Source organism: Pseudomonas sp. GW821-FHT11D10, assembly GCF_058808435.1.
This window is the reverse complement of the sequence record NZ_JBXARR010000002.1, coordinates 684,680-703,666: the sequence shown is the minus strand read 5'-3', so window position 1 is coordinate 703,666 and position 18,987 is coordinate 684,680. Positions and strand designations below refer to the sequence as shown.

The 18,987-nt window shown below is 60.7% G+C and carries 19 protein-coding genes; 9 read left to right on the top strand and 10 right to left on the bottom strand.

What is annotated here, in order from left to right:
* Window positions 1-22: 22 nt before the first annotated feature.
* From AC1RT4_RS09640 to AC1RT4_RS09605, 8 genes are all read right to left on the bottom strand, one after another.
* Window positions 23-1,321 (bottom strand): phenylacetate--CoA ligase family protein, encoded by a 1,299-nt coding sequence (locus tag AC1RT4_RS09640; RefSeq protein WP_493085223.1) that lies wholly within the window; start codon window positions 1,319-1,321, stop codon window positions 23-25.
* Window positions 1,311-2,579, bottom strand: a complete 1,269-nt coding sequence (locus AC1RT4_RS09635; RefSeq protein ID WP_493085221.1) for an aminotransferase class I/II-fold pyridoxal phosphate-dependent enzyme — start codon at window positions 2,577-2,579, stop codon at window positions 1,311-1,313. Before AC1RT4_RS09635 ends, AC1RT4_RS09640 begins: the two co-directional genes overlap by 11 nt.
* A complete protein-coding gene (locus AC1RT4_RS09630) occupies window positions 2,576-3,670 on the bottom strand; it encodes a DUF3419 family protein (protein ID WP_493085219.1) in 1,095 nt (364 codons plus the stop codon). Before AC1RT4_RS09630 ends, AC1RT4_RS09635 begins: the two co-directional genes overlap by 4 nt.
* Before the next feature lie 42 nt (window positions 3,671-3,712).
* On the bottom strand, window positions 3,713-4,447 hold the full coding sequence (locus AC1RT4_RS09625) for an iron-containing redox enzyme family protein (RefSeq protein WP_493085217.1): 735 nt from the start codon (window positions 4,445-4,447) through the stop codon (window positions 3,713-3,715).
* Window positions 4,425-5,096, bottom strand: a complete 672-nt coding sequence (locus tag AC1RT4_RS09620) for a hypothetical protein (RefSeq protein ID WP_493085215.1) — start codon at window positions 5,094-5,096, stop codon at window positions 4,425-4,427. The genes AC1RT4_RS09625 and AC1RT4_RS09620 overlap by 23 nt, the downstream gene beginning before the upstream one ends.
* A gap of 271 nt (window positions 5,097-5,367) precedes the next feature.
* The gene (gene tsaC / locus AC1RT4_RS09615; RefSeq protein WP_007954101.1) at window positions 5,368-5,925 is read right to left on the bottom strand and encodes an L-threonylcarbamoyladenylate synthase type 1 TsaC; all 558 of its coding nucleotides are present in this window, start codon (window positions 5,923-5,925) and stop codon (window positions 5,368-5,370) included.
* A 54-nt stretch (window positions 5,926-5,979) separates the two neighbouring features.
* Window positions 5,980-7,080 (bottom strand): DNA-processing protein DprA, encoded by a 1,101-nt coding sequence (dprA, locus tag AC1RT4_RS09610; RefSeq protein WP_493085212.1) that lies wholly within the window; start codon window positions 7,078-7,080, stop codon window positions 5,980-5,982.
* Between the two features lie 79 nt (window positions 7,081-7,159).
* Window positions 7,160-8,185, bottom strand: coding sequence for a LysM peptidoglycan-binding domain-containing protein (locus AC1RT4_RS09605; protein WP_493085210.1), 1,026 nt, complete (start codon window positions 8,183-8,185; stop codon window positions 7,160-7,162).
* A 169-nt stretch (window positions 8,186-8,354) separates the two neighbouring features.
* Between AC1RT4_RS09605 and def the strand changes: the two genes are divergently transcribed.
* From def to AC1RT4_RS09580, 5 genes are read left to right on the top strand one after another with little or no spacing between them, the layout of a single operon-like run.
* Window positions 8,355-8,861, top strand: a complete 507-nt coding sequence (gene def / locus AC1RT4_RS09600; protein WP_007954104.1) for a peptide deformylase — start codon at window positions 8,355-8,357, stop codon at window positions 8,859-8,861.
* Between the two features lie 56 nt (window positions 8,862-8,917).
* A complete protein-coding gene (fmt, locus tag AC1RT4_RS09595; protein ID WP_007954106.1) occupies window positions 8,918-9,877 on the top strand; it encodes a methionyl-tRNA formyltransferase in 960 nt (319 codons plus the stop codon).
* Window positions 9,874-11,184 carry a 16S rRNA (cytosine(967)-C(5))-methyltransferase RsmB gene (gene rsmB / locus AC1RT4_RS09590; RefSeq protein ID WP_493085207.1) on the top strand — a complete coding sequence of 437 codons (1,311 nt, stop codon included), beginning with the start codon at window positions 9,874-9,876 and terminating at the stop codon, window positions 11,182-11,184. Before fmt ends, rsmB begins: the two co-directional genes overlap by 4 nt.
* A 22-nt stretch (window positions 11,185-11,206) precedes the next feature.
* Window positions 11,207-12,583, top strand: coding sequence for a Trk system potassium transporter TrkA (gene trkA / locus AC1RT4_RS09585; RefSeq protein ID WP_085606334.1), 1,377 nt, complete (start codon window positions 11,207-11,209; stop codon window positions 12,581-12,583).
* A gap of 20 nt (window positions 12,584-12,603) precedes the next feature.
* The gene (locus AC1RT4_RS09580; protein ID WP_493085205.1) at window positions 12,604-12,918 is read left to right on the top strand and encodes a tetratricopeptide repeat protein; all 315 of its coding nucleotides are present in this window, start codon (window positions 12,604-12,606) and stop codon (window positions 12,916-12,918) included.
* Between the two features lie 51 nt (window positions 12,919-12,969).
* Here AC1RT4_RS09580 and AC1RT4_RS09575 read toward each other — a convergent pair whose 3' ends face one another.
* A complete protein-coding gene (locus AC1RT4_RS09575) occupies window positions 12,970-13,857 on the bottom strand; it encodes a lysophospholipid acyltransferase (protein ID WP_064379631.1) in 888 nt (295 codons plus the stop codon).
* A 40-nt stretch (window positions 13,858-13,897) separates the two neighbouring features.
* Complete coding sequence (gene tag, locus AC1RT4_RS09570) at window positions 13,898-14,455, bottom strand: DNA-3-methyladenine glycosylase I (RefSeq protein ID WP_007954111.1); 558 nt, start codon at window positions 14,453-14,455, stop codon at window positions 13,898-13,900.
* An 81-nt stretch (window positions 14,456-14,536) separates the two neighbouring features.
* Between tag and glyQ the strand changes: the two genes are divergently transcribed.
* The 4 genes from glyQ to AC1RT4_RS09550 all read left to right on the top strand — a co-directional run bounded on the left by glyQ (window position 14,537) and on the right by AC1RT4_RS09550 (window position 18,947).
* The gene (glyQ, locus tag AC1RT4_RS09565; protein WP_003187265.1) at window positions 14,537-15,490 is read left to right on the top strand and encodes a glycine--tRNA ligase subunit alpha; all 954 of its coding nucleotides are present in this window, start codon (window positions 14,537-14,539) and stop codon (window positions 15,488-15,490) included.
* Complete coding sequence (gene glyS / locus AC1RT4_RS09560; RefSeq protein ID WP_007954113.1) at window positions 15,487-17,541, top strand: glycine--tRNA ligase subunit beta; 2,055 nt, start codon at window positions 15,487-15,489, stop codon at window positions 17,539-17,541. The genes glyQ and glyS overlap by 4 nt, the downstream gene beginning before the upstream one ends.
* A gap of 4 nt (window positions 17,542-17,545) precedes the next feature.
* Window positions 17,546-18,085, top strand: coding sequence for a D-glycero-beta-D-manno-heptose 1,7-bisphosphate 7-phosphatase (gene gmhB, locus AC1RT4_RS09555; RefSeq protein WP_162831792.1), 540 nt, complete (start codon window positions 17,546-17,548; stop codon window positions 18,083-18,085).
* An 82-nt stretch (window positions 18,086-18,167) separates the two neighbouring features.
* Window positions 18,168-18,947, top strand: coding sequence for a lysophospholipid acyltransferase family protein (locus tag AC1RT4_RS09550; protein ID WP_115079795.1), 780 nt, complete (start codon window positions 18,168-18,170; stop codon window positions 18,945-18,947).
* The last annotated feature ends 40 nt before the right edge of the window (window positions 18,948-18,987 follow it).

The following is an 18,987-nucleotide window of genomic DNA, read 5'->3' as shown; positions in this document are numbered from 1 at the left end:
CACCGATGACCTCGTCCCATCGTCATGACGGTCCCGGGGTCTGTTCAAACGTCACAAAAAACGGCGTCTTGCCGGCCAGGGTGGTTTCGAACTCCTGACGAGCAAGACGCTTCACCTCCAGCCCCAGCACACCGGGCAACCTGAGCAATGCGCTGGCCTGTCCTTCGACCTGCAACGCATCTTCAATGACGCTTCGTGTGTCGGCTGTCAGTGTGCCCTCGGCGATGACCAGACGCATGCGTGCTCCCTCAGGCTGTCGATCAATCTGCACCTGGACATCGGTGGCCTGCAACGGCGGCAAAAGCTGCCGGAGTACGTGCAATACCTGTGACTGAGTGATGAACGCGCCACCCAGTTTGATCGATGTCTCGACCCGCCCCTCAAGCGCCAGCACCGGCATGGAACTGCCACAGGCACACTTCGCCACTGTGCGCAGGATTCGCCCACGATCCCCGATCCGGTAGCGCAACAGCGGCACGTGATCGGGCAGCAGTGGCGTCAGCAGAAACTCACCGGTTTGCTCTTCAGCCACAGCTTGGAGGGTCAGCGGATCAACCACTTCGAGCAGCATTGCGTCGGCATGCAAGTGATAAAAACCGTGCTCCAGATGAGCACACTGAAAACCGATGGGGCCGGTCTCCGTCGAGCTGTAGCCCAACGAACGAATGTTGAGCATCGGCCAGTCCCGGGCCAACTGGACGCGCAGCGTTTTACTGCAGGGTTCTCCAATGTAGTAAAGCCACTTCAGGCTGCACAATTGCACAGCGCCGACTCTCTCATGATTGAACAACGCGGCAGCGAAGGAGGGAGTACATATCAACGCATCGGCCTTGTGTGTCTGAATCAGCTCGGCGACGCGCTGCACGCCCATCTGAGAACCGGCAGGCATCAGGCGTGCGCCAATATGCTGGACGATGGCTGCCGCGTATTGGAAGGCACCCTGCATTTCCCCTGCCGTCAGGCAGTTCATGACCGATTCAGGGCGTTCGTCCGTCGCACCGAACATCCGTGCCCCCAAAGGCACGATTGCAGCGTTGAACGCCCAGGAATGGGTGATCTGTTTGCGATTGCCGGTGCTGCCTCCCGAGGTCAGGGTCAGCCCGCCACCCGGTGCTCGATGTGAAGCTTCACCGAGCGCGGAAAACAGCACGCCGCCGGACTCGTCTTCCACTGACAGAACCGGTAATCGATGCAGATCGGCCAACCCCTGCACTTCCATGATTCGCGGATACAGCGCACGAAACCATGGCAGTGAGCGTGCGTGAGCCAATTTGTGTGAGAGAGCCTCGGCCGATACATCCGTGACGAGTTCATTGCTCATGGCCCCGCCCTCCCTGACGAATGCCCAGCTCATCGAATCCGCTACGGACGGCGTTCGCCAGACATTCCAGCTGGCGTTGACTGTGGCTCGCACTGATGGCCAGGCGCAAAATCGCCTCGCCCTTGGCCACCACCGGAAACAGCGCGGTAGTGACCGCCATACCCTGCCGGCGCAAATGCTGCGCCAGACTGATCGCATCTCTCTCGGCCCCGACGCGGACAAAACGAATGGGGGACGCGACGTGATGATTGCCCAGCACTGGCCCCAGCAAACGGTCGATCGTGGCGATATTTCTCCACAGCGCCACCTGCAAATGCCCCAGCTCCGACGACAAATGGATTTTCCCCGAAGCAACTGCCGCGCCCACCCCGCCAACGGACAATGGCCCGCCAAACGTATAGGTCGATGCATGACGCCGAATCATTTCGGCATCCGCTTCGCTGCGCACTGTGATCGCCCCACCGGTTGCACCGAACGCCTTGGACAGCGACGACAGCAGGATCAGTCGGCCACCCTGTCGTTCATCCGCCGCGTCCAGCGCGTAACCACCACCGGCAACGCCATGGATCGAGGTGCCGTGGGCGTCATCCGCATAGAGATAACCGTCGAAACGCTCCGCCAGTTGCAGCAGGCGATTGATCGGGTAAACACCGCGCATCGAGCCAATGCTGTCGGTCAGGATGATGGGCGTATTACCCGCCGCGACCGCCGTTGAGCACGCTTCCTCCACCTGCTCTACATCGCTGCAATCGCGGCGCTGTATCGGCCCGAATTGCCAGAGAATGCCTTGCAGCACTTGCATCGAAGCGTGAGCGGCACGGTCGACAATCCAGCAGGGGCCACGACGCATGGGATACGAGGGCATCTCGCCGGAGCCGAGCAGCGGCAGACAGCCAAGGTGCGCACTGCCCACCGAGTTGAAGGTGACCGAATGCCCCTGAAATATCCGGTTGAGCAGTTCATCCAGCTCACGCATGGGTGGCAACAGCGCCCGGGTTCGTGCGGCGGCGAATTGCACGCCGAAAGACTCCACGGCGCTCACCGCTCCTTGAATCAAGCGAAGATCACCCTCCAGCCCCAGATAAGAACAGGAGAGAAACTCGGTCAGCCGCTCGCCGCTATCGAGCTCGATCTCTTTGCCCTCACGTTTAGCCAGCTTCAGGCCATTCAGCCCCGCATCGAATAGCTGTTGCTGATCGTCACGCGCTTGCCGGACACGGTTTTTGACCCAATTGACGGTCGGTTGAAAAGTGTTCATCGGGATACCTGCAAAGAGGGTGTGCGGCGATAGACCTGGACATGCCAGAGCTGGGTTTTTTCTCGCGCAATGTCTGCCTGGTACTGGTGGGTGATATCGCAGAAACCTGCGCAATCGGGCCGCACCACATGCAAATGACCCCGCATGACCACCTGTGCGTTTTCCGACAGGGCCGGTGCCAGGCGCTGCAAAACGTTCTTGCCGGCCGCTTCGGGCATGAAGGAAGGCACGTCCGACAGTGATACGAAATCGATGGCTGTTTCCCCGGCAACACAGTCGAGGATGTCGGTCTGCACCACGCGTAACTCGCACTGCTGAAGTCCCTCACGGGCCCGCTGGAAAATTGCCGGATCGCACTCCAGCGGAAAGCCTTGTGGATAACGCAGCTCACCGAAAAACAGCATTTGCAGGAAAAAGCTCTCGCGGACCACCTGAGTGGTGAACAACGTATGGAAAATTTCCAGATACGCCGCGCGGGAACTGATCCCCAGGTTGTTGGGTGGAAACGCGCCCTTGTACAACAGCGAATTGAGGACTGCCGCGTTTCCCAGCAAAGCGATCACGGCTTTCCAGCGCTTGAGCGGAAAGCGGTTTCGGTAATATTCCGTTTGTTCGTCAAGCTGGCTGAACTGAAAAATGCCTCGGCCGGCCTTGCCGGTAAACAGTCCGGTGATCTTCGCCAAGCGCTTCAGGGTCTGCTCGAATGCGCCCATGTAAATCGGCGCTTCCCAGTGCCGGGACTGGAACAGTGCGGACAACCAGCGACGATCCGCCGACGGTAAAACCAGTTGCTGGAAAATGGAGCGACGTCGCGCCCGCATACTTTCCATCCGATAGCCCATGAACCCCATGAACGACTCGTGATCGGTCTGTTCCAGCAAGGCAAAACGCAATCGGGTGAACGCCAGTTGCGGCGCACTGATATCGGTACAGGTCATGCGTGCCGGGGCGGCGGCCAATAACGGCAACAGCCGGCCGCCGCATCCGGCGATACCCAGCACGTGCCCGGCATGTCTGGGCAGGATCGCGTACTCAAGCGCGGTGTCCTCATCGCCGAGCGTGTAGTTGAGCCGGTCAAAATAATCAGCCATGTCTGCCCCCAGCCTTCTGATCTGGACATGGGCGGGCGGCCTTCATTGGTTGTCCAGCGCATGGAGGAAGTCATAACGGGGTGCCAGCCCGTTTTGCCAGGCCTCGAACTGCTCATAAACCGCCTCGAGCATGTTGCCGGTCAGGCGCAGGCTGGTTTCCATGACAGTGGCTATCGCATCCCAGTCTTCCTGACGCTTGCAGGTGCGCTGCAGCATCAATTTGATTTCGTTGAAGTGCTCGATATCAATGTCGGAATGCGCAATGAAGAACGTCAGTTGAGCGGGTTTGAGCGCCAGCGTTTCACTCAGGCTATCAATGAGGGGAGTGATGAACTGGTAGGCATTTTCTGCCCAATAACTATAACCAAGCCGTTGTAACGGGTTACCGGTAAAGGAGATCCAATATAAATAAGCGATCAGCACATCGGTGGCCGGAAGTGCTGGCGGAATATCGAATACTTCGTTCTTCAAACCCAGACTCATGACATCATGCAGCGCCATTTTTTCATGACCGACTTCTTGCGCCGCGTGTTCAAAGCAGAACTTGGCATACACCGGATTATCCGCATGTCGGACACCGACCAATCCTTGATTTCGTGCGTTGTGTGCCGTGTAGTGAAAAGTCTGGATCATGTAGATCGCATATAAGGCTTTTGAAACGCTCCCTTCGCGAATGGCATTCACCAGCCGCGAACTTTCGAGAATATCGGCCCATGACTTTTCGATTCGCTCATCGAGCAGGCTTAATTGTTGTTCAAAACTGAGAGGCGTATTCATCAACGGGGGTCTCCAATGGGTTGGCGAGCAGGTGGGCAGACTGTTGAAGTGCTGTGAGGATTTGCTGCCATTGAGCCGAGAGCAGCCAGTAATCGCCGCGCTGGCGCTGTTCGATGCGTAGAGCGTCGGTGGTAATGGGCGTCAGGCCGAAGCGCTGGAACAGTCGCCGTTGCGGTGATCGGCAGAGCGCGGTAACCCCTTCATAACCCCGCTTGATCGCCCATTCCGTGGCAGCCGCCAGCAGGCCGTTGATCGACATGGGGAACTGAGTTTGCGAGTGGCTGATCAAGCGGCTGAACTCGACATGGCGCGACAGCGTCGTGGCGGGAGACAGTTGCTGCTGCGCCAGTGAGGCCCATTCGAACGGCGCAGGGGTCACTCTCAATACGGCCGTGGGCCTGTCGTGCTGATACAACAAAAAGTGGGTACTGCGCGAAATAATCGCCAGGCGTGTTTCAAGTGACCTGGCTCTGGGTGTCAACATGTAGTGTTGCAATCGCAATCGAAAATGACGGGAAACAAACCGTTCAAACTCTCGTGTGTCTGATCCTGCTTCAAGAATAACGATGCGATAGTTTTCATGACGCCTTTTAAAGGTCGTCTGAATTTCCTGCAGATAATCCGTTAATTGCGAATCCCTGATATCCATTTCTTCTCCGCAGCCGTTAACTTTTCGAAGTTTTCTGAGCGCATTGAAATAATGAATGGTTTTAGAAAAATCGCCACTGTGTGGCTTCTGAGAATAACGTCGGAAAAATTACAATAATTGAATACTTAAAGATTCATCTGACGTAGAAAGGAAAAATTCAAACAAAACTCGGGGCTATAACTTCAGCTAAATGAAGGAAAAATCGCAGGCACGCGTAGTACTCCTCGCCATGAAAGCCGAAGAGTACTCACGAAATTGACCAAGGGTGGTATCAGGCCGGGCGCACGATATTGCCGGTGGCCAGATCCCGAATCAGGCTCGGGTTCTTGCGACCGCCAAGCGCTCCGCCGAGCACCAGATCGACCTGACCACGGAAATACTGCTCGACCCGCAAGCGACTCTTCGCCGCCGGCCGCCCCTGCGGATTGGCCGACGTGGAGATCAACGGCCCCACCAGCGAGCACAGATCCCGCACCTGCGGATGATCGCTGACCCGCAGCGCCACGGTGTCATGCACCCCGGTCACCCATTCCGGCAACAGGTTCTGGTGCGGCACCAGCCAGGTGTTCGGGCCCGGCCAGGTGCTGGCCATGCGGTCGATCCAGTCCTGGGGGAAATCCTCGAACAGAAAATCGAACTGACGAATGTTGTCGGCGACCAGGATCAAGCCCTTGTCCACCGAACGGTTCTTGATCGCCAACAGGCGATCCACCGCTTCTTCATTCCAAGGATCGCACCCCAGCCCCCAGACGGCTTCGGTTGGATAGGCAATCACCGCCCCGGCGCGAATCTCTCGTGCGGCTTGTTGCACACGCCAACTGTTGACCATGAAAAACTCTCCGCAAACAGGTTTCGCGCAGTTTACCGATCTTCAATGTAAAACCTAGCTCACGCGCGCAAACCAGCGGCCGTTTTCGCACACCGCGCGGCCATCCATCTCCAGTTCGGTCAATGCCGCCAGCACTTTGGGCAGCGCCCAGCCACTGCTGTCGGCCAGGCCTTCGCTGGTGTGCGGCGCCGCGTGCAGCAGACGCAACAACGGGTTATCGGGATTCACTGCCGCTGTGGATACCGGCATATGCTGCCAGCCACGCAGGGCTTCGAGAATGTGCTCGATGGTTTCCACCAGCACCGCCCCGTCACGGATCAGTTGATGACAGCCCCGGGCGCCGGGGTGATGGATCGAACCCGGAATGGCGTACACCTCGCGACCCTGTTCCGCCGCCAGCCGCGCGGTGATCAACGAGCCGCTGGCAACACTGGCCTCGACCACCAGCACGCCAAGGGACAAACCGCTGATGATCCGGTTGCGTCTCGGGAAATTGCTCGCCGTCGGCCCGGTGTCCAGAGGGAATTCCGAAAGCACTGCACTGCCGGACGCAATCATCGCGTCCGCCAGCCGTCGGTTGCGCTGTGGATAAAAGTTTTCCAGACCGGTACCGAGCACGCCGACCGTTTGCCCGCCGACGTCGACAGCGGCTTGATGCGCCGCCGCATCGATGCCCAGCGCCAGACCGCTGGTGATGACGAATCCGGCCCCCGCGAGACTGCGGGAAAAAGCAGCGGCAGTGTCCATGCCCGGGCGGGAGGCGCGGCGACTGCCGACCATTGCCAGTTGCGGTTTTTCCAGAATCCGTGGGTCGCCAGCGACAAACAACAGGGGCGGTGGATCGGGAATTTGCGCCAACAAGGCCGGATAATCCGGGTGATCCCACATCAGCAAATGTTGACCCGGACGCTCTAGCCAGCGCAATGCGTGGCTGGCGCCGTCCCGAACTTCAGGGCAGCGTCTGGCCTCGGCGCTGGCCGCCGGCAATCCTAACGAGCGCCAGGCGCTGGCCGGTGCGCTGATCGCCTTTGAGGCGCAGCCGAAGGCTTCGAGCAGTTTGGTGAAACGCTTGGGGCCGATTTCCGGCAAGCGGTGCAGGCGCAGGCGCGCTTCCAGTTCCGCCGGGGAAACCGACGCAGAGACAGGCATCATCATGGATCATCCTTGATCGTTATAAGGCCCGAACCTTTCGGAACAAGCTGTGGATAACTCTGTTGGTAACTTGTGAAGCCAGCTAAGGATTTCGCACCTTGTCCAGCACCGCGAGCGAGCGCGATGCGTTCAGTACGAGGCCGTAACTGAGTTTGTCGTAGGTGCGGAACACCATCAGCAAGCCGGCGCGCTCATCGGGGATTTTCAGGGGTTGGCCGGTGATCCGGTCACGCACGGTTTCCCCGGTTTTCATCACCACCAGCACGTTGCCCTCTGCCAGGCCGTCGCGTTTGCCCTTGTTCAGGGTCACCACGTCCATTGCGCCGATCTGTGTGACGCCGCGCGGCACATCGATGATCAGGCCGTTGATGTCGGTGGTGGGAGCGCTGGGCATGAAGGTCGAGTTGATCGAACGCTCTTCGCCGCTGAACAAGCGGTCGCCGAGGCGCACTTCCTGGGTCGTGCGTTGCAGGGCGAGGGTGGCGACGTCGCCTTCAGTGGCGACGATTTCACCACCGCCGATGTCGTCGGCGTTGATCCCCAGAAACTCCTTGCTCTGCGGATCGGTGTAGACCTTGCCCTGGCGGAAGATGCCGTAGACCGGCTGGTTCGGATCGAAATGGCCACGGGCGAAGATCCGGTCGCCGGTGCCGCTGAGCACCCGCTCGGCGTCGCCCGCGACGATGTACGGCGCCTTGTCGAAGTCCTCGACCTTGTCGACGATGCGGTTGCTCAGCAGAAAGCTGTTGATGGATTTGAGCGGAATGCTCGGAATCGCCTCGGCCACCGGGCTGGTGCGGATACGCGGCGACAGCTTGATGGTGCCGCGCGACTCGCCGCGATTGACGGTCAGGCGCGGCTGACCGTTGACGTAACTGAGCGTCAGCGTGTCGCCGGGGTAGATCAGGTTGGGGTTTTCGATCTGCGGATTGACCCGCCACAGCTGCGGCCACTGCCAGGGTTCGCGCAAATATTTACCGGAGATGTCCCAGAGCGTATCCCCCGAAACCACCGTGTATTGCTGTGGAAAACCTTCCTTGAGTTGCACTTGCCCGTGCGCGGCGCCGGCCGAGGCCAGAAACAGCAGGGCGAGTAGTGATTTCCTCATGCGGTGAATCCCTTTATTATGTGCGTTCGCGTGAAACGCCAGAGCCCCCGTGGCTCGCTCCCTGCTCTATGCTGAAAATCAAGGAGCTACGTTTCACAACGGTAGCCTGCATCTTCGGACCCGCCAGGCCATCGCCCGACTTTACCTCACACGTGCAGCAATCAAGCTTATGGCCATTTTGAACATCCTCGAATTTCCGGACCCGCGTCTGCGCACTATCGCCAAACCTGTGGCTGTAGTGGACGACGAAGTGCGTCAGCTGGTCGATGACATGTTTGAAACAATGTATGAAGCGCCGGGCATCGGCCTTGCCGCGACCCAGGTCAACGTGCACAAACGTATCGTCGTGATGGACCTTTCCGAAGACCGCACCGAACCGCGGGTGTTCATCAACCCCGAGTTCGAATCGCTGACCGACGAAATGGAGCAATACCAGGAAGGCTGCCTCTCGGTGCCGGGTTTCTACGAAAACGTCGACCGTCCGCAGAAGGTCAAGATCAAGGCTCTGGACCGCGACGGCAAGCCTTACGAACTGATCGCCGAAGGCCTGCTCGCGGTGTGCATCCAGCACGAATGCGACCACCTCAACGGCAAGTTGTTCGTCGATTACCTGTCCACGCTCAAACGCGACCGGATCAAGAAGAAACTGGAAAAGCAGCACCGCCAGAACGCTTGATGCCCCTCTTCAAAGGCTTGCTGCGGCAAGCCTTTTTCTTTTTATGAGACTCCCCCATGACTGAGCCACTGCGCATCGTTTTTGCCGGCACCCCGGAATTCGCCGCCGAACACCTCAAGGCCCTGCTGGACAGCCCTTACGAGATCGTTGCGGTCTACACCCAACCGGATCGCCCGGCCGGTCGTGGGCAAAAACTGATGCCGAGCCCGGTCAAACAGCTCGCCCTGGAAAACAATATCCAGGTGTTGCAGCCGCCGACTCTGCGCAACGCTGACGCTCAGGCCGAGCTCGCTGCGCTGAAACCGGATTTGATGGTGGTGGTGGCCTACGGCCTGATCCTGCCGCAAGCGGTGCTGGATATTCCGCGCCTGGGTTGCATCAATAGCCACGCCTCTCTGTTGCCGCGCTGGCGCGGTGCGGCGCCGATCCAGCGCGCCGTGGAAGCGGGCGATGCCGAGAGCGGCGTGACCGTGATGCGCATGGAAGCCGGCCTGGATACCGGGCCGATGCTGCTCAAAGTCGTGACCCCGATCAGCGCCGAAGACACTGGCGGCAGCCTCCACGACCGTCTGGCCGAAATGGGCCCGCCCGCCGTGGTGCAGGCGATTGCCGGTCTGGCCGCCGGCACCCTGGAAGGCGAAGTGCAGAATGATGAACTCGCCACCTACGCGCACAAACTGAACAAGGACGAAGCACGCATCGACTGGAGCCGTCCGGCCGTTGAGCTGGAACGTCTGGTCCGTGCCTTCAATCCATGGCCGATCACCCACAGCACGCTCAACGGCGAAGCGCTGAAAGTTCTGGCGGCGACACTGGCCGAAGGCAAAGGCGCACCGGGCACCATTCTCGGCGCCAGCAAGGACGGCCTGCTCGTCGCCTGTGGCGAACAGGCGCTGTGCCTGACTCGTCTGCAATTGCCCGGCGGCAAGGCGCTGAACTTCAGCGATCTGTTCAACAGTCGTCGTGAGAAATTCGCCACCGGCATCGTGCTGGGCGCAGCGGTGGACGCGCAATGAACCCGCGTCTGGCCGCCGCCAAGGCACTCGCCGCTGTCCTCAGCGGCAAGGCTTCGCTCAACAGCTCCCTGCCGACACAACTGGACAAGGTCGAGGATCGCGATCGCGGTTTCACCCAGGACCTGGCGTTCGGCACCGCCCGTTGGCAGCCAAGGCTCTCTGCGCTGGCGGAAAAACTGCTGCAGAAGCCGTTCAAGGCGGCGGATGCCGATGTCGAGGCGCTGCTGCTGGTCGGGCTCTATCAGTTGCTCTACACCCGCGTCCCGCCGCACGCCGCCATCGGCGAAACCGTCGGTTGCGCCGACAAGCTTAAAAAGCCGTGGGCCAAGGGCTTGCTCAACGCCGTACTCCGCAATGCCCAGCGCGAACATGAGGCGATCTTCGCCGAACTGGAACGCGATCCGGTGGTGCGCACCGCTCACCCGCGCTGGCTGCAAAAATCCCTGAAGGCCTTCTGGCCTGAGCAATGGGAAGCCATTTGCGAAGCCAACAACGCGCATCCGCCGATGATCCTGCGGGTCAACCGCCGTCATCACAGCCGTGACGCCTACCTCGGTCTGCTGACTGAAGCGGGCATCGCCGCGCAACCGTGCACTTTCAGCCGCGACGGCATCGTCCTCGATGCTGCTGCCGACGTACGCAGCCTGCCGGGCTTTGCCGAAGGCTGGATCAGCGTGCAGGACGAAGCCGCGCAACTGGCCGCCGACCTGCTCGACCTCGCGCCGGGCCAGCGAGTACTGGACGCCTGCTGCGCGCCGGGCGGCAAGACCTGCCACATCCTCGAAGCCGAACCGGCACTGGCCGGCGTGGTGGCGGTGGATCTGGAAGCCAAGCGTCTGGTGCGAGTGAAGGAAAACCTCGAACGCCTCGGTCTGAACGCCGAACTGATCGCCGCCGACGGTCGCGACACGGCAGCCTGGTGGGACGGCAAGCCGTTCCAGCGCATCCTGCTCGACGCGCCGTGCTCGGCCACCGGCGTGATCCGCCGCCATCCAGACATCAAGCTGACCCGTCAGTCCGACGACATCGCCGCCCTCGCGCAACTGCAAGGCGAGTTGCTCGACGCGATGTGGAAAACCCTCGAAGTGGGCGGCATTCTGCTCTACGCCACCTGCTCGACCTTGCCGACCGAGAACACCGAAGTGATCGCCGCGTTCCTTGAGCGCACACCGGGTGCCCGGGAGCTGGATCTGGCCACCGCCGCCGGGATCAAGCAGCCCCATGGTCGCCAATTGCTGGCCCAGCAGGGCGGGCATGACGGGTTCTACTACGCCAAGCTGATCAAGATCGCTGCCGCGCGCGGCTAAACGGATTCAATGGAGTGACTGGATGAAAATCATCATCCTCGGTGCGGGACAGGTCGGCGGTTCGCTGGCTGAACATCTGGCCAGCGAGGCCAATGACATCACGGTGGTCGACACTGACGGCGACCGTCTGCGCGATCTCGGCGATCGCCTCGACATCCGTACCGTGCAGGGCCGTGGCTCGTTGCCGAACATTCTGCGTCAGGCCGGTGCCGACGACGCCGACATGCTGGTGGCGGTGACCAACAGCGACGAAACCAACATGGTCGCCTGTCAGGTGGCCCACACGCTGTTCCACACCCCGACCAAGATTGCCCGGGTGCGCGAAGCGTCGTACCTGACCCGCGAGGAGCAACTGTTCCAGAACGAGGCGATTCCGGTCGACGTGCTGATCAGTCCCGAGCAGGTCGTCACCAACTACATCAAGCGCTTGATCCAGCACCCAGGCGCCTTGCAGGTGATCGATTTCGCCGAAGGCCAGGCACAACTGGTCGCGGTGCGCGCCTATTACGGCGGGCCGCTGGTGGGTCAGCAACTGCGCCAGTTGCGCGAACACATGCCGAATGTGGAAACCCGGGTCGCCGCGATTTTCCGTCGTGACCGACCGATTCTTCCCCAGGGCGATACGGTGATCGAGGCCGACGACGAAGTCTTCTTCATCGCCGCCCGTGCGAACATTCGCGCGGTGATGAGCGAAATGCGCCGTCTCGACGAAAGCTACAAACGCATCGTCATCGCCGGTGGTGGCCAGATCGGCGAGCGGCTGGCCGAGGCCATCGAAAGCCGCTATCAGGTGAAGATCATCGAGATGAACCCGGCGCGCTGCCGTTATCTCTCCGACACCCTCGACAGCACCGTGGTGCTGCAGGGCAGCGCGTCGGATCGCGACCTGCTGCTGGAAGAGAACATCGCCGACGCGGACATCTTCCTCGCGCTGACCAACGATGACGAAGCCAACATCATGTCGTCGCTGCTGGCCAAACGTCTGGGCGCGAAGAAGGTGATGACCATCATCAACAACCCGGCCTACGTCGACCTGATCCAGGGCGGCGACATCGACATCGCCATCAGCCCGCAACTGGCAACCATCGGCACCTTGCTGGCCCACGTGCGGCGCGGCGATATCGTCAGCGTGCATTCATTGCGCCGGGGCGCGGCGGAAGCCATCGAAGCGGTGGCCCATGGCGATTCGAAGTCGAGCAAGGTCATCGGCAAGGCCATCGAAAACATCGCGCTGCCGCCGGGGACCACCATCGGCGCGATCATCCGCGATGAAGAAGTGATCATCGCCCACGACGACACGGTGATCGCTGCCGGCGACCATGTGATCCTGTTCCTTGTGGATAAAAAACACATTCGCGATGTGGAGAAGCTGTTCCACGTGGGCCTGAGTTTCTTCTGACCGACCAAGAGGCGAGACAGATGATCGAATCCCTGGAAAAAATGCTCGCCAAGGGTGTGGATAACTCACTGCTGCGCTTCGGCCTCGGCAAGGGTTATCTGGATCTGGGAGAGAACGCGAAGGCGGCCGAGCATTTGCAGCGTTGCGTCGGCTTCGATCCGAAGTATTCGGCGGCGTGGAAATTGTTGGGCAAGGCTCAACTGGCGCTTGGGGATCTGCCAGCGGCAAGACAGGCGTGGGAGCAGGGGCTGGAAGCGGCCCGGGCCCATGGCGACAAGCAGGCCGAGAAGGAAATGACGGTGTTTCTGAAGAAGCTCGAACGGCAGAAGCCGTGACGACTGTGGATAACCCGTTTGGTCAGGTTATCCACAAACGCCCCTCGCCGATCAGTACCAGCGCGCCTCGCCCGGCGGACGCTTCTTGAAGCGCTTCATGCTCCACATGTACTGGCTCGGGTAAGCCGCCACGTAACGCTCGACCACCTGACTCATCGCAGCGCAGGAGGTTTCAGTGTCGGTGCTGTACATGGCTTCCGGCGCCGCTTCGAGGATCACCTTGTAGCCGGAACCGTCCGGCAGGCGCAGGGCGTGCAGGAATACGCCGACAGCTTTGCCCCCGGCGAGCATGTTCGGCACGAACTTGCTGGTCAGGGCCTGGGTGGCGAAAAACGGCACGAAGATCCCGGCGGATTCGGCCGGCTCCGGATCCGCAGGAATCCCCACCTGACCGCCCTTGCGCACTTCCTTGATGACACTGAGGATGCCTTCCTTGGTCGACGCGGCGACCTTGTTGCCCAGTTGCACGCGCTGTTTGCGCAGCAATTCATCCACAGCCTTGAGCTTCGGCGGCCGGTAGAAAATGATCGGTTTGCACTGGCTGCAATAGAAGTGGTTGAGCACTTCCCAGTTGCCCAGGTGACTGGTGATGCCAACCACGCCCTTGCCCGAGGCCAGCGCTTCTTTCAGCACCTCGAGACCTTCGACTTCGCGCACCAGGTCGATGGAACGCTGGGCCGGCCAGATCCAGGCGCAGGCGCTTTCGGTCAGGGACTTGCCGATGTCTTTCAGGGTCTGGCCGACCAGACGCTCGCGTTCGGCCGGGTCCATCTGTGGAAAACATTTGGCCAGGTTGATCCGCACCACGTCGCGGGAACGGTTGGGGGTTTTCCACATGATCCAGCCGATCGCCGAACCCACGGCCTGCACGGCCCGCCACGGAAGCAGGGCAAACAGCCGCAGAGCGCCAACCAGCATGGCGCCTTTAAACTTTTCCACAGGTCACTCCTGATCTTGTGCTGTGCGCGAGGCGGCCATTCTAACCGGCGTTGACCAGCTGCGCGTAGCGGTCGCAGTCCTGAGTGTGGTCCATGACCATTCCCGAAGCCTGCATCAGCGCGTAGCAGATGGTCGGACCGACGAAGGTGAAACCGGCCTTTTTCAGGCCTTTGCTCATGGCCACGGCTTGCGGGGTGATCGCCGGGACTTCGCTGCGATCCTTGAAATGATTGATCACCGGGCGGTTATCCACAAACGACCAGAGGAAGGCCACCGGATCTTCCAGCGCCAGCCAGGCCTGGGCGTTACGTCGGGCGGCATTGAGCTTGAGGCGGTTGCGGATAATTCCCGGATCGAGCATCAATTCGTCGATTTCCGCGTCGCTCATCTGCGCCACGCGCTGTACGTCGAAGCCGAACAACACCTCGCGATAACGCTCGCGTTTGCGCAGCACGGTGATCCACGAAAGCCCGGCCTGGAACCCTTCGAGCAAAAGCAACTCGAACAAACCCTGCGCATCGCGTAGCGGCGTGCCCCACTCCTGATCGTGGTAAGCCATGTACAGCGGATCTTCGTTGCACCAAAAGCAGCGTGGCATAAGGCTCCAGGGGGTGGAGGTGCGACTGAATCGGGTATACTCCCGCTCTTTAAATCGCAGCCCAAGAAACAGGTGAATTTCGTGAGCCAGCCTACGCCAGCCGTGCGTACCTTCCAAGACTTGATCCTCGCGCTCCAGCAATACTGGGCCGAGCAAGGTTGTGTGGTACTTCAGCCCTACGATATGGAAGTAGGCGCCGGCACTTTCCACACCGCGACATTCCTGCGCGCCATCGGCCCGGAAACCTGGAACGCCGCTTACGTGCAGCCAAGCCGCCGTCCGACTGACGGCCGTTACGGCGAAAACCCGAACCGTCTGCAGCACTACTACCAGTTCCAGGTAGTCCTGAAGCCGAACCCGGACAATTTCCAGGAGCTGTACCTGGGCTCCCTCAAGCATGTCGGTCTGGACCCGCTGGTCCACGACATCCGCTTCGTCGAAGACAACTGGGAATCGCCGACCCTCGGCGCCTGGGGTCTGGGCTGGGAAGTCTGGCTGAACGGCATGGAAGTGACCCAGTTCACTTACTTCCAGCAGGCGGGCGGCATCGAGTGCTACCCGGTGACCGGCGAGATCACCTACGGTCTCGAGCGTCTGGCCATGTACCTGCAGGGCGTGGACTCGGTCTACGACCTGGTCTGGGCTGACGGTCCGTTCGGCAAAGTGACCTACGGCGACGTGTTCCACCAGAACGAAGTGGAGCAATCCACCTACAACTTCGAACACGCCAACGTCGACAAGCTGTTCGAACTGTTCGACTTCTATGAAAGCGAAGCCAAGCGCCTGATCGAACTCGACCAGCCGCTGCCGTTGCCAAGCTACGAAATGGTCCTGAAGGCCTCGCACACCTTCAACCTGCTGGATGCGCGCCGGGCGATCTCGGTGACTGCGCGTCAGCAATACATTCTGCGCGTTCGCACCCTGGCGCGTTCCGTCGCCCAAGCCTACTTGCTGGCCCGCGCCAAGCTGGGCTTCCCGATGGCAACCCCGGACCTGCGTGACGAAGTACTGGCCAAGCTGGAGGCTGCACAATGAGTGCTCAAGATTTTCTGGTTGAACTGGGCACCGAAGAACTGCCACCCAAAGCCCTGAACACCCTGGCCGAAGCGTTCCTGGCCGGTATCGACAAGGGCCTGCAAGCTGCCGGCCTGAATTACGAGACCAAAACCGTCTACGCCGCGCCGCGTCGTCTGGCTGTGCTGATCACCGCGCTGGCCACCCAGCAGCCGGATCGCAGCATCAACCTCGACGGCCCGCCGCGTCAGGCCGCGTTCGACGCCGAAGGCAACCCGACTCAAGCGGCACTGGGCTTCGCCAAGAAGTGCGGCGTCGAGCTGAGCGAAATCGACCAGAGCGGTCCGAAACTGCGCTACAGCCAGAACATCGCCGGCAAGCCGACCGCCAGCCTGCTGCCGACCATCGTCGAAGACTCGCTGAACGACCTGCCGATCCCGAAACGCATGCGTTGGGGTGCGCGCAAGGAAGAGTTCGTGCGTCCGACCCAGTGGCTGGTGATGCTGCTCGGCGACCAGGTCATCGACTGCACGATCCTCGCGCAAAAGGCTGGCCGTGAATCCCGTGGCCACCGTTTCCACCACCCGGAAAGCGTGCGCATCGGTTCGCCGTCGAGCTACCTGGCTGATCTGCGTGCCGCGTATGTGCTGGCCGATGCCAACGAGCGTCGCGAGATCATCAGCAAGCGCACCGAAGAGCTGGCGACCCGTCAGGAAGGCACCGCGATCGTGCCGCCGGCGCTGCTCGACGAAGTGACCGCGCTGGTCGAGTGGCCGGTGCCGCTGGTGTGCTCGTTCGAGGAGCGTTTCCTCGACGTGCCGCAGGAAGCACTGATCACCACCATGCAGGACAACCAGAAGTACTTCTGCCTGCTGGATGCCGACGGCAAGTTGCTGCCACGTTTCATCACTGTGGCCAACATCGAATCCAAAGACCCGCAGCAGATCATCGCCGGTAACGAGAAGGTGGTTCGCCCACGTCTGACCGACGCCGAGTTCTTCTTCAAGCAAGACAAGAAGCAGAAGCTCGAAGCGTTCAACGATCGCCTGCAGAACGTGGTGTTCCAGGAAAAACTCGGCAGCGTCTACGACAAGGCCGAACGTGTTTCGAAACTGGCCGCGTACATCGCCGCACGCATTGGCGGCAACGCTTCGTGGGCTGCCCGCGCAGGCCTGCTGTCCAAGTGCGACCTGGCCACCGAAATGGTCGGCGAGTTCCCGGAGATGCAAGGTGTCGCCGGCTACTACTACGCCCTCAATGACGGCGAGCCGGAAGACGTCGCCCTGGCGCTGAACGAGCAATACATGCCGCGCGGTGCCGGCGCTGAACTGCCTGCCACCCTGACCGGTGCGGCCGTGGCCATCGCCGACAAGCTCGACACCCTGGTCGGCATCTTCGGCATCGGCATGCTGCCGACCGGCAGCAAAGACCCGTATGCCCTGCGCCGTGCGGCACTGGGCGTTTTGCGGATCCTGATCGAGAAACAACTGGATCTGGACCTGAACGACGCCGTGGCGTTCGCCGTGAATGCGTTCGGTGCCAAGGTCAAGGCTGCCGGCCTGAACGACGCGGTGCTGGAATTCATCTTCGACCGTCTGCGTGCGCGTTACGAAGACGAAGGCGTGGATGTCGCCACCTACCTGTCGGTACGTGCCCTGAAGCCGGGTTCGGCGCTGGATTTCGACCAGCGTGTACAAGCGGTTCAGGCCTTCCGCAAACTGCCGGAAGCGGCAGCGCTGGCGGCGGTGAACAAGCGTGTGTCGAACCTGCTGAGCAAGGTGGAAGGCTCGGTGCCGACCGAAGTCCAGGCCAAGTACTTCGACAACGCCAACGAGTTCTCGCTGTACTCGGCGATCCAGCAGGCGGACCAGGCTGTACAGCCAATGGCCGCGGCGCGTCAGTACAACGAATCGCTGGCACGTCTGGCCGCCCTGCGCGAGCCGGTGGACGCGTTCTTCGACGCGGTGATGGTCAATGCCGAAGACGCCAATGTGCGGGCCAACCGCTACGCGCTGCTGGCGCGTCTGCGTGGCCTGTTCCTGGGCGTTGCCGACATTTCGCTGCTGGGTTGAGGGATTGCTGTTGAAACTGCTGATTCTCGATCGGGACGGAGTGATCAATTACGACTCCGACGCCTACATCAAGTCGGTGGAAGAGTGGATTCCGCTGCCCGGCTCGATCGAAGCGATTGCGCAGTTGAGCAAGGCCGGCTGGACGGTGGCGGTCGCCACCAACCAGTCGGGCATTGCTCGCGGCTACTACGACCTCGCCACCCTCGATGCCATGCACGCGCGCCTGCGCGAACTGGTGGCGGAGCAGGGCGGTGAAGTCGGGCTGATCGTGTATTGCCCGCATGGGCCGGACGAAGGTTGCGACTGCCGCAAGCCGAAACCGGGGATGTTGAAAACCATCGCGCAGCATTACAACGTCTCGCTGACGAATGTCTGGTTCGTCGGCGACAGCCTTGGTGACCTGGAGGCCGCCAAAGCCGTCGATTCACAGCCCGTTTTGGTAAAGACCGGGAAAGGCGAAAAGACTCAGGCCAAGACCTTGCCGGTGGGCACCCTGATTTTTGACGATCTCGCGGCGATTGCCGCAGAACTTATCCACAACTAGAGTGCTTCTGAAGTTCCTGACCAGGGATTGATCGGGAGTGCGCTTGAACAGTCGGGCATTGCCCGTAACGGTAAACGTCGCCATGTCGATACTGCAGGCCATCAGAATCTTCCTCTTTTACCTGCTGCTGGGCACCACCGCTCTGCTGTGGTGCAGCCTGAGCTTTTTTATCGCGCCCTTTCTGCCGTTCAAGGCGCGCTATCGTTTCATCAACGTGTACTGGTGCCGCTGCGCCTTGTGGTTGACCAAGGTGTTCCTCGGTATCCGTTACGAAATCAAAGGCGCGGAAAACGTGCCTGACCGGCCCTGCGTGATTCAATCGAACCACCAGAGCACCTGGGAGACATTCTTTCTCTCCGCTTATTTCTCGCCCTTGAGCCAGGTGCTCAAGCGCGAATTGCTGTACGTGCCGTTCTTCGGCTGGGCGATGGCCATGCTGCGGCCGATCGCGATTGACCGCGACAACCCGAAAGCCGCCCTCAAGCAGGTCGCGGCGAAGGGTGACGAGCTGCTCAAGGACAATGTCTGGGTGCTGATCTTCCCTGAAGGCACGCGCGTTCCTCATGGCACCATCGGCAAGTTCTCCCGCAGCGGCAGCGCATTGGCGGTGAATGCCGCGCTTCCAGTACTGCCGATTGCGCACAATGCCGGCAAGTTCTGGCCGAAAATCGGTTGGGGCAAAAAGTCCGGCGTGATCACCGTGGTCATCGGGGAGCCGATGTATGCCGAGGGCAGTGGCCCCCGCGCCATCGCCGATCTGAATGATCGGGTGCAGGCGTGGAATGAAAAGACCCAACGGGAAATGGGCTCGCTGCCTCCGGCCCCTGAGGCACCGGCTGCGAACGATCAGATCGCTGTATGAGATTTGTGGATAACCTGTGTACGGTTTGTTCGCAAAGTCC

Bases quoted from the DNA above. Each gene is read 5' to 3' on its own strand.
- AC1RT4_RS09630 (WP_493085219.1), bottom strand. From the start codon at position 3,670: ATGGCTGATTATTTTGACCGGCTCAACTACACGCTCGGCGATGAGGAC.
- AC1RT4_RS09605 (WP_493085210.1), bottom strand. From the start codon at position 8,185: ATGAGGAAATCACTACTCGCCCTGCTGTTTCTGGCCTCGGCCGGCGCC.
- fmt (WP_007954106.1), top strand. From the start codon at position 8,918: ATGACTGAGCCACTGCGCATCGTTTTTGCCGGCACCCCGGAATTCGCC.
- trkA (WP_085606334.1), top strand. From the start codon at position 11,207: ATGAAAATCATCATCCTCGGTGCGGGACAGGTCGGCGGTTCGCTGGCT.
- AC1RT4_RS09640 (WP_493085223.1), bottom strand. From the start codon at position 1,321: ATGAGCAATGAACTCGTCACGGATGTATCGGCCGAGGCTCTCTCACAC.
- AC1RT4_RS09620 (WP_493085215.1), bottom strand. From the start codon at position 5,096: ATGGATATCAGGGATTCGCAATTAACGGATTATCTGCAGGAAATTCAG.
- AC1RT4_RS09550 (WP_115079795.1), top strand. From the start codon at position 18,168: ATGTCGATACTGCAGGCCATCAGAATCTTCCTCTTTTACCTGCTGCTG.
- AC1RT4_RS09580 (WP_493085205.1), top strand. From the start codon at position 12,604: ATGATCGAATCCCTGGAAAAAATGCTCGCCAAGGGTGTGGATAACTCA.
- tsaC (WP_007954101.1), bottom strand. From the start codon at position 5,925: ATGGTCAACAGTTGGCGTGTGCAACAAGCCGCACGAGAGATTCGCGCC.
- tag (WP_007954111.1), bottom strand. From the start codon at position 14,455: ATGCCACGCTGCTTTTGGTGCAACGAAGATCCGCTGTACATGGCTTAC.
- AC1RT4_RS09635 (WP_493085221.1), bottom strand. From the start codon at position 2,579: ATGAACACTTTTCAACCGACCGTCAATTGGGTCAAAAACCGTGTCCGG.
- rsmB (WP_493085207.1), top strand. From the start codon at position 9,874: ATGAACCCGCGTCTGGCCGCCGCCAAGGCACTCGCCGCTGTCCTCAGC.
- def (WP_007954104.1), top strand. From the start codon at position 8,355: ATGGCCATTTTGAACATCCTCGAATTTCCGGACCCGCGTCTGCGCACT.
- dprA (WP_493085212.1), bottom strand. From the start codon at position 7,080: ATGATGATGCCTGTCTCTGCGTCGGTTTCCCCGGCGGAACTGGAAGCG.
- AC1RT4_RS09625 (WP_493085217.1), bottom strand. From the start codon at position 4,447: ATGAATACGCCTCTCAGTTTTGAACAACAATTAAGCCTGCTCGATGAG.
- glyS (WP_007954113.1), top strand. From the start codon at position 15,487: ATGAGTGCTCAAGATTTTCTGGTTGAACTGGGCACCGAAGAACTGCCA.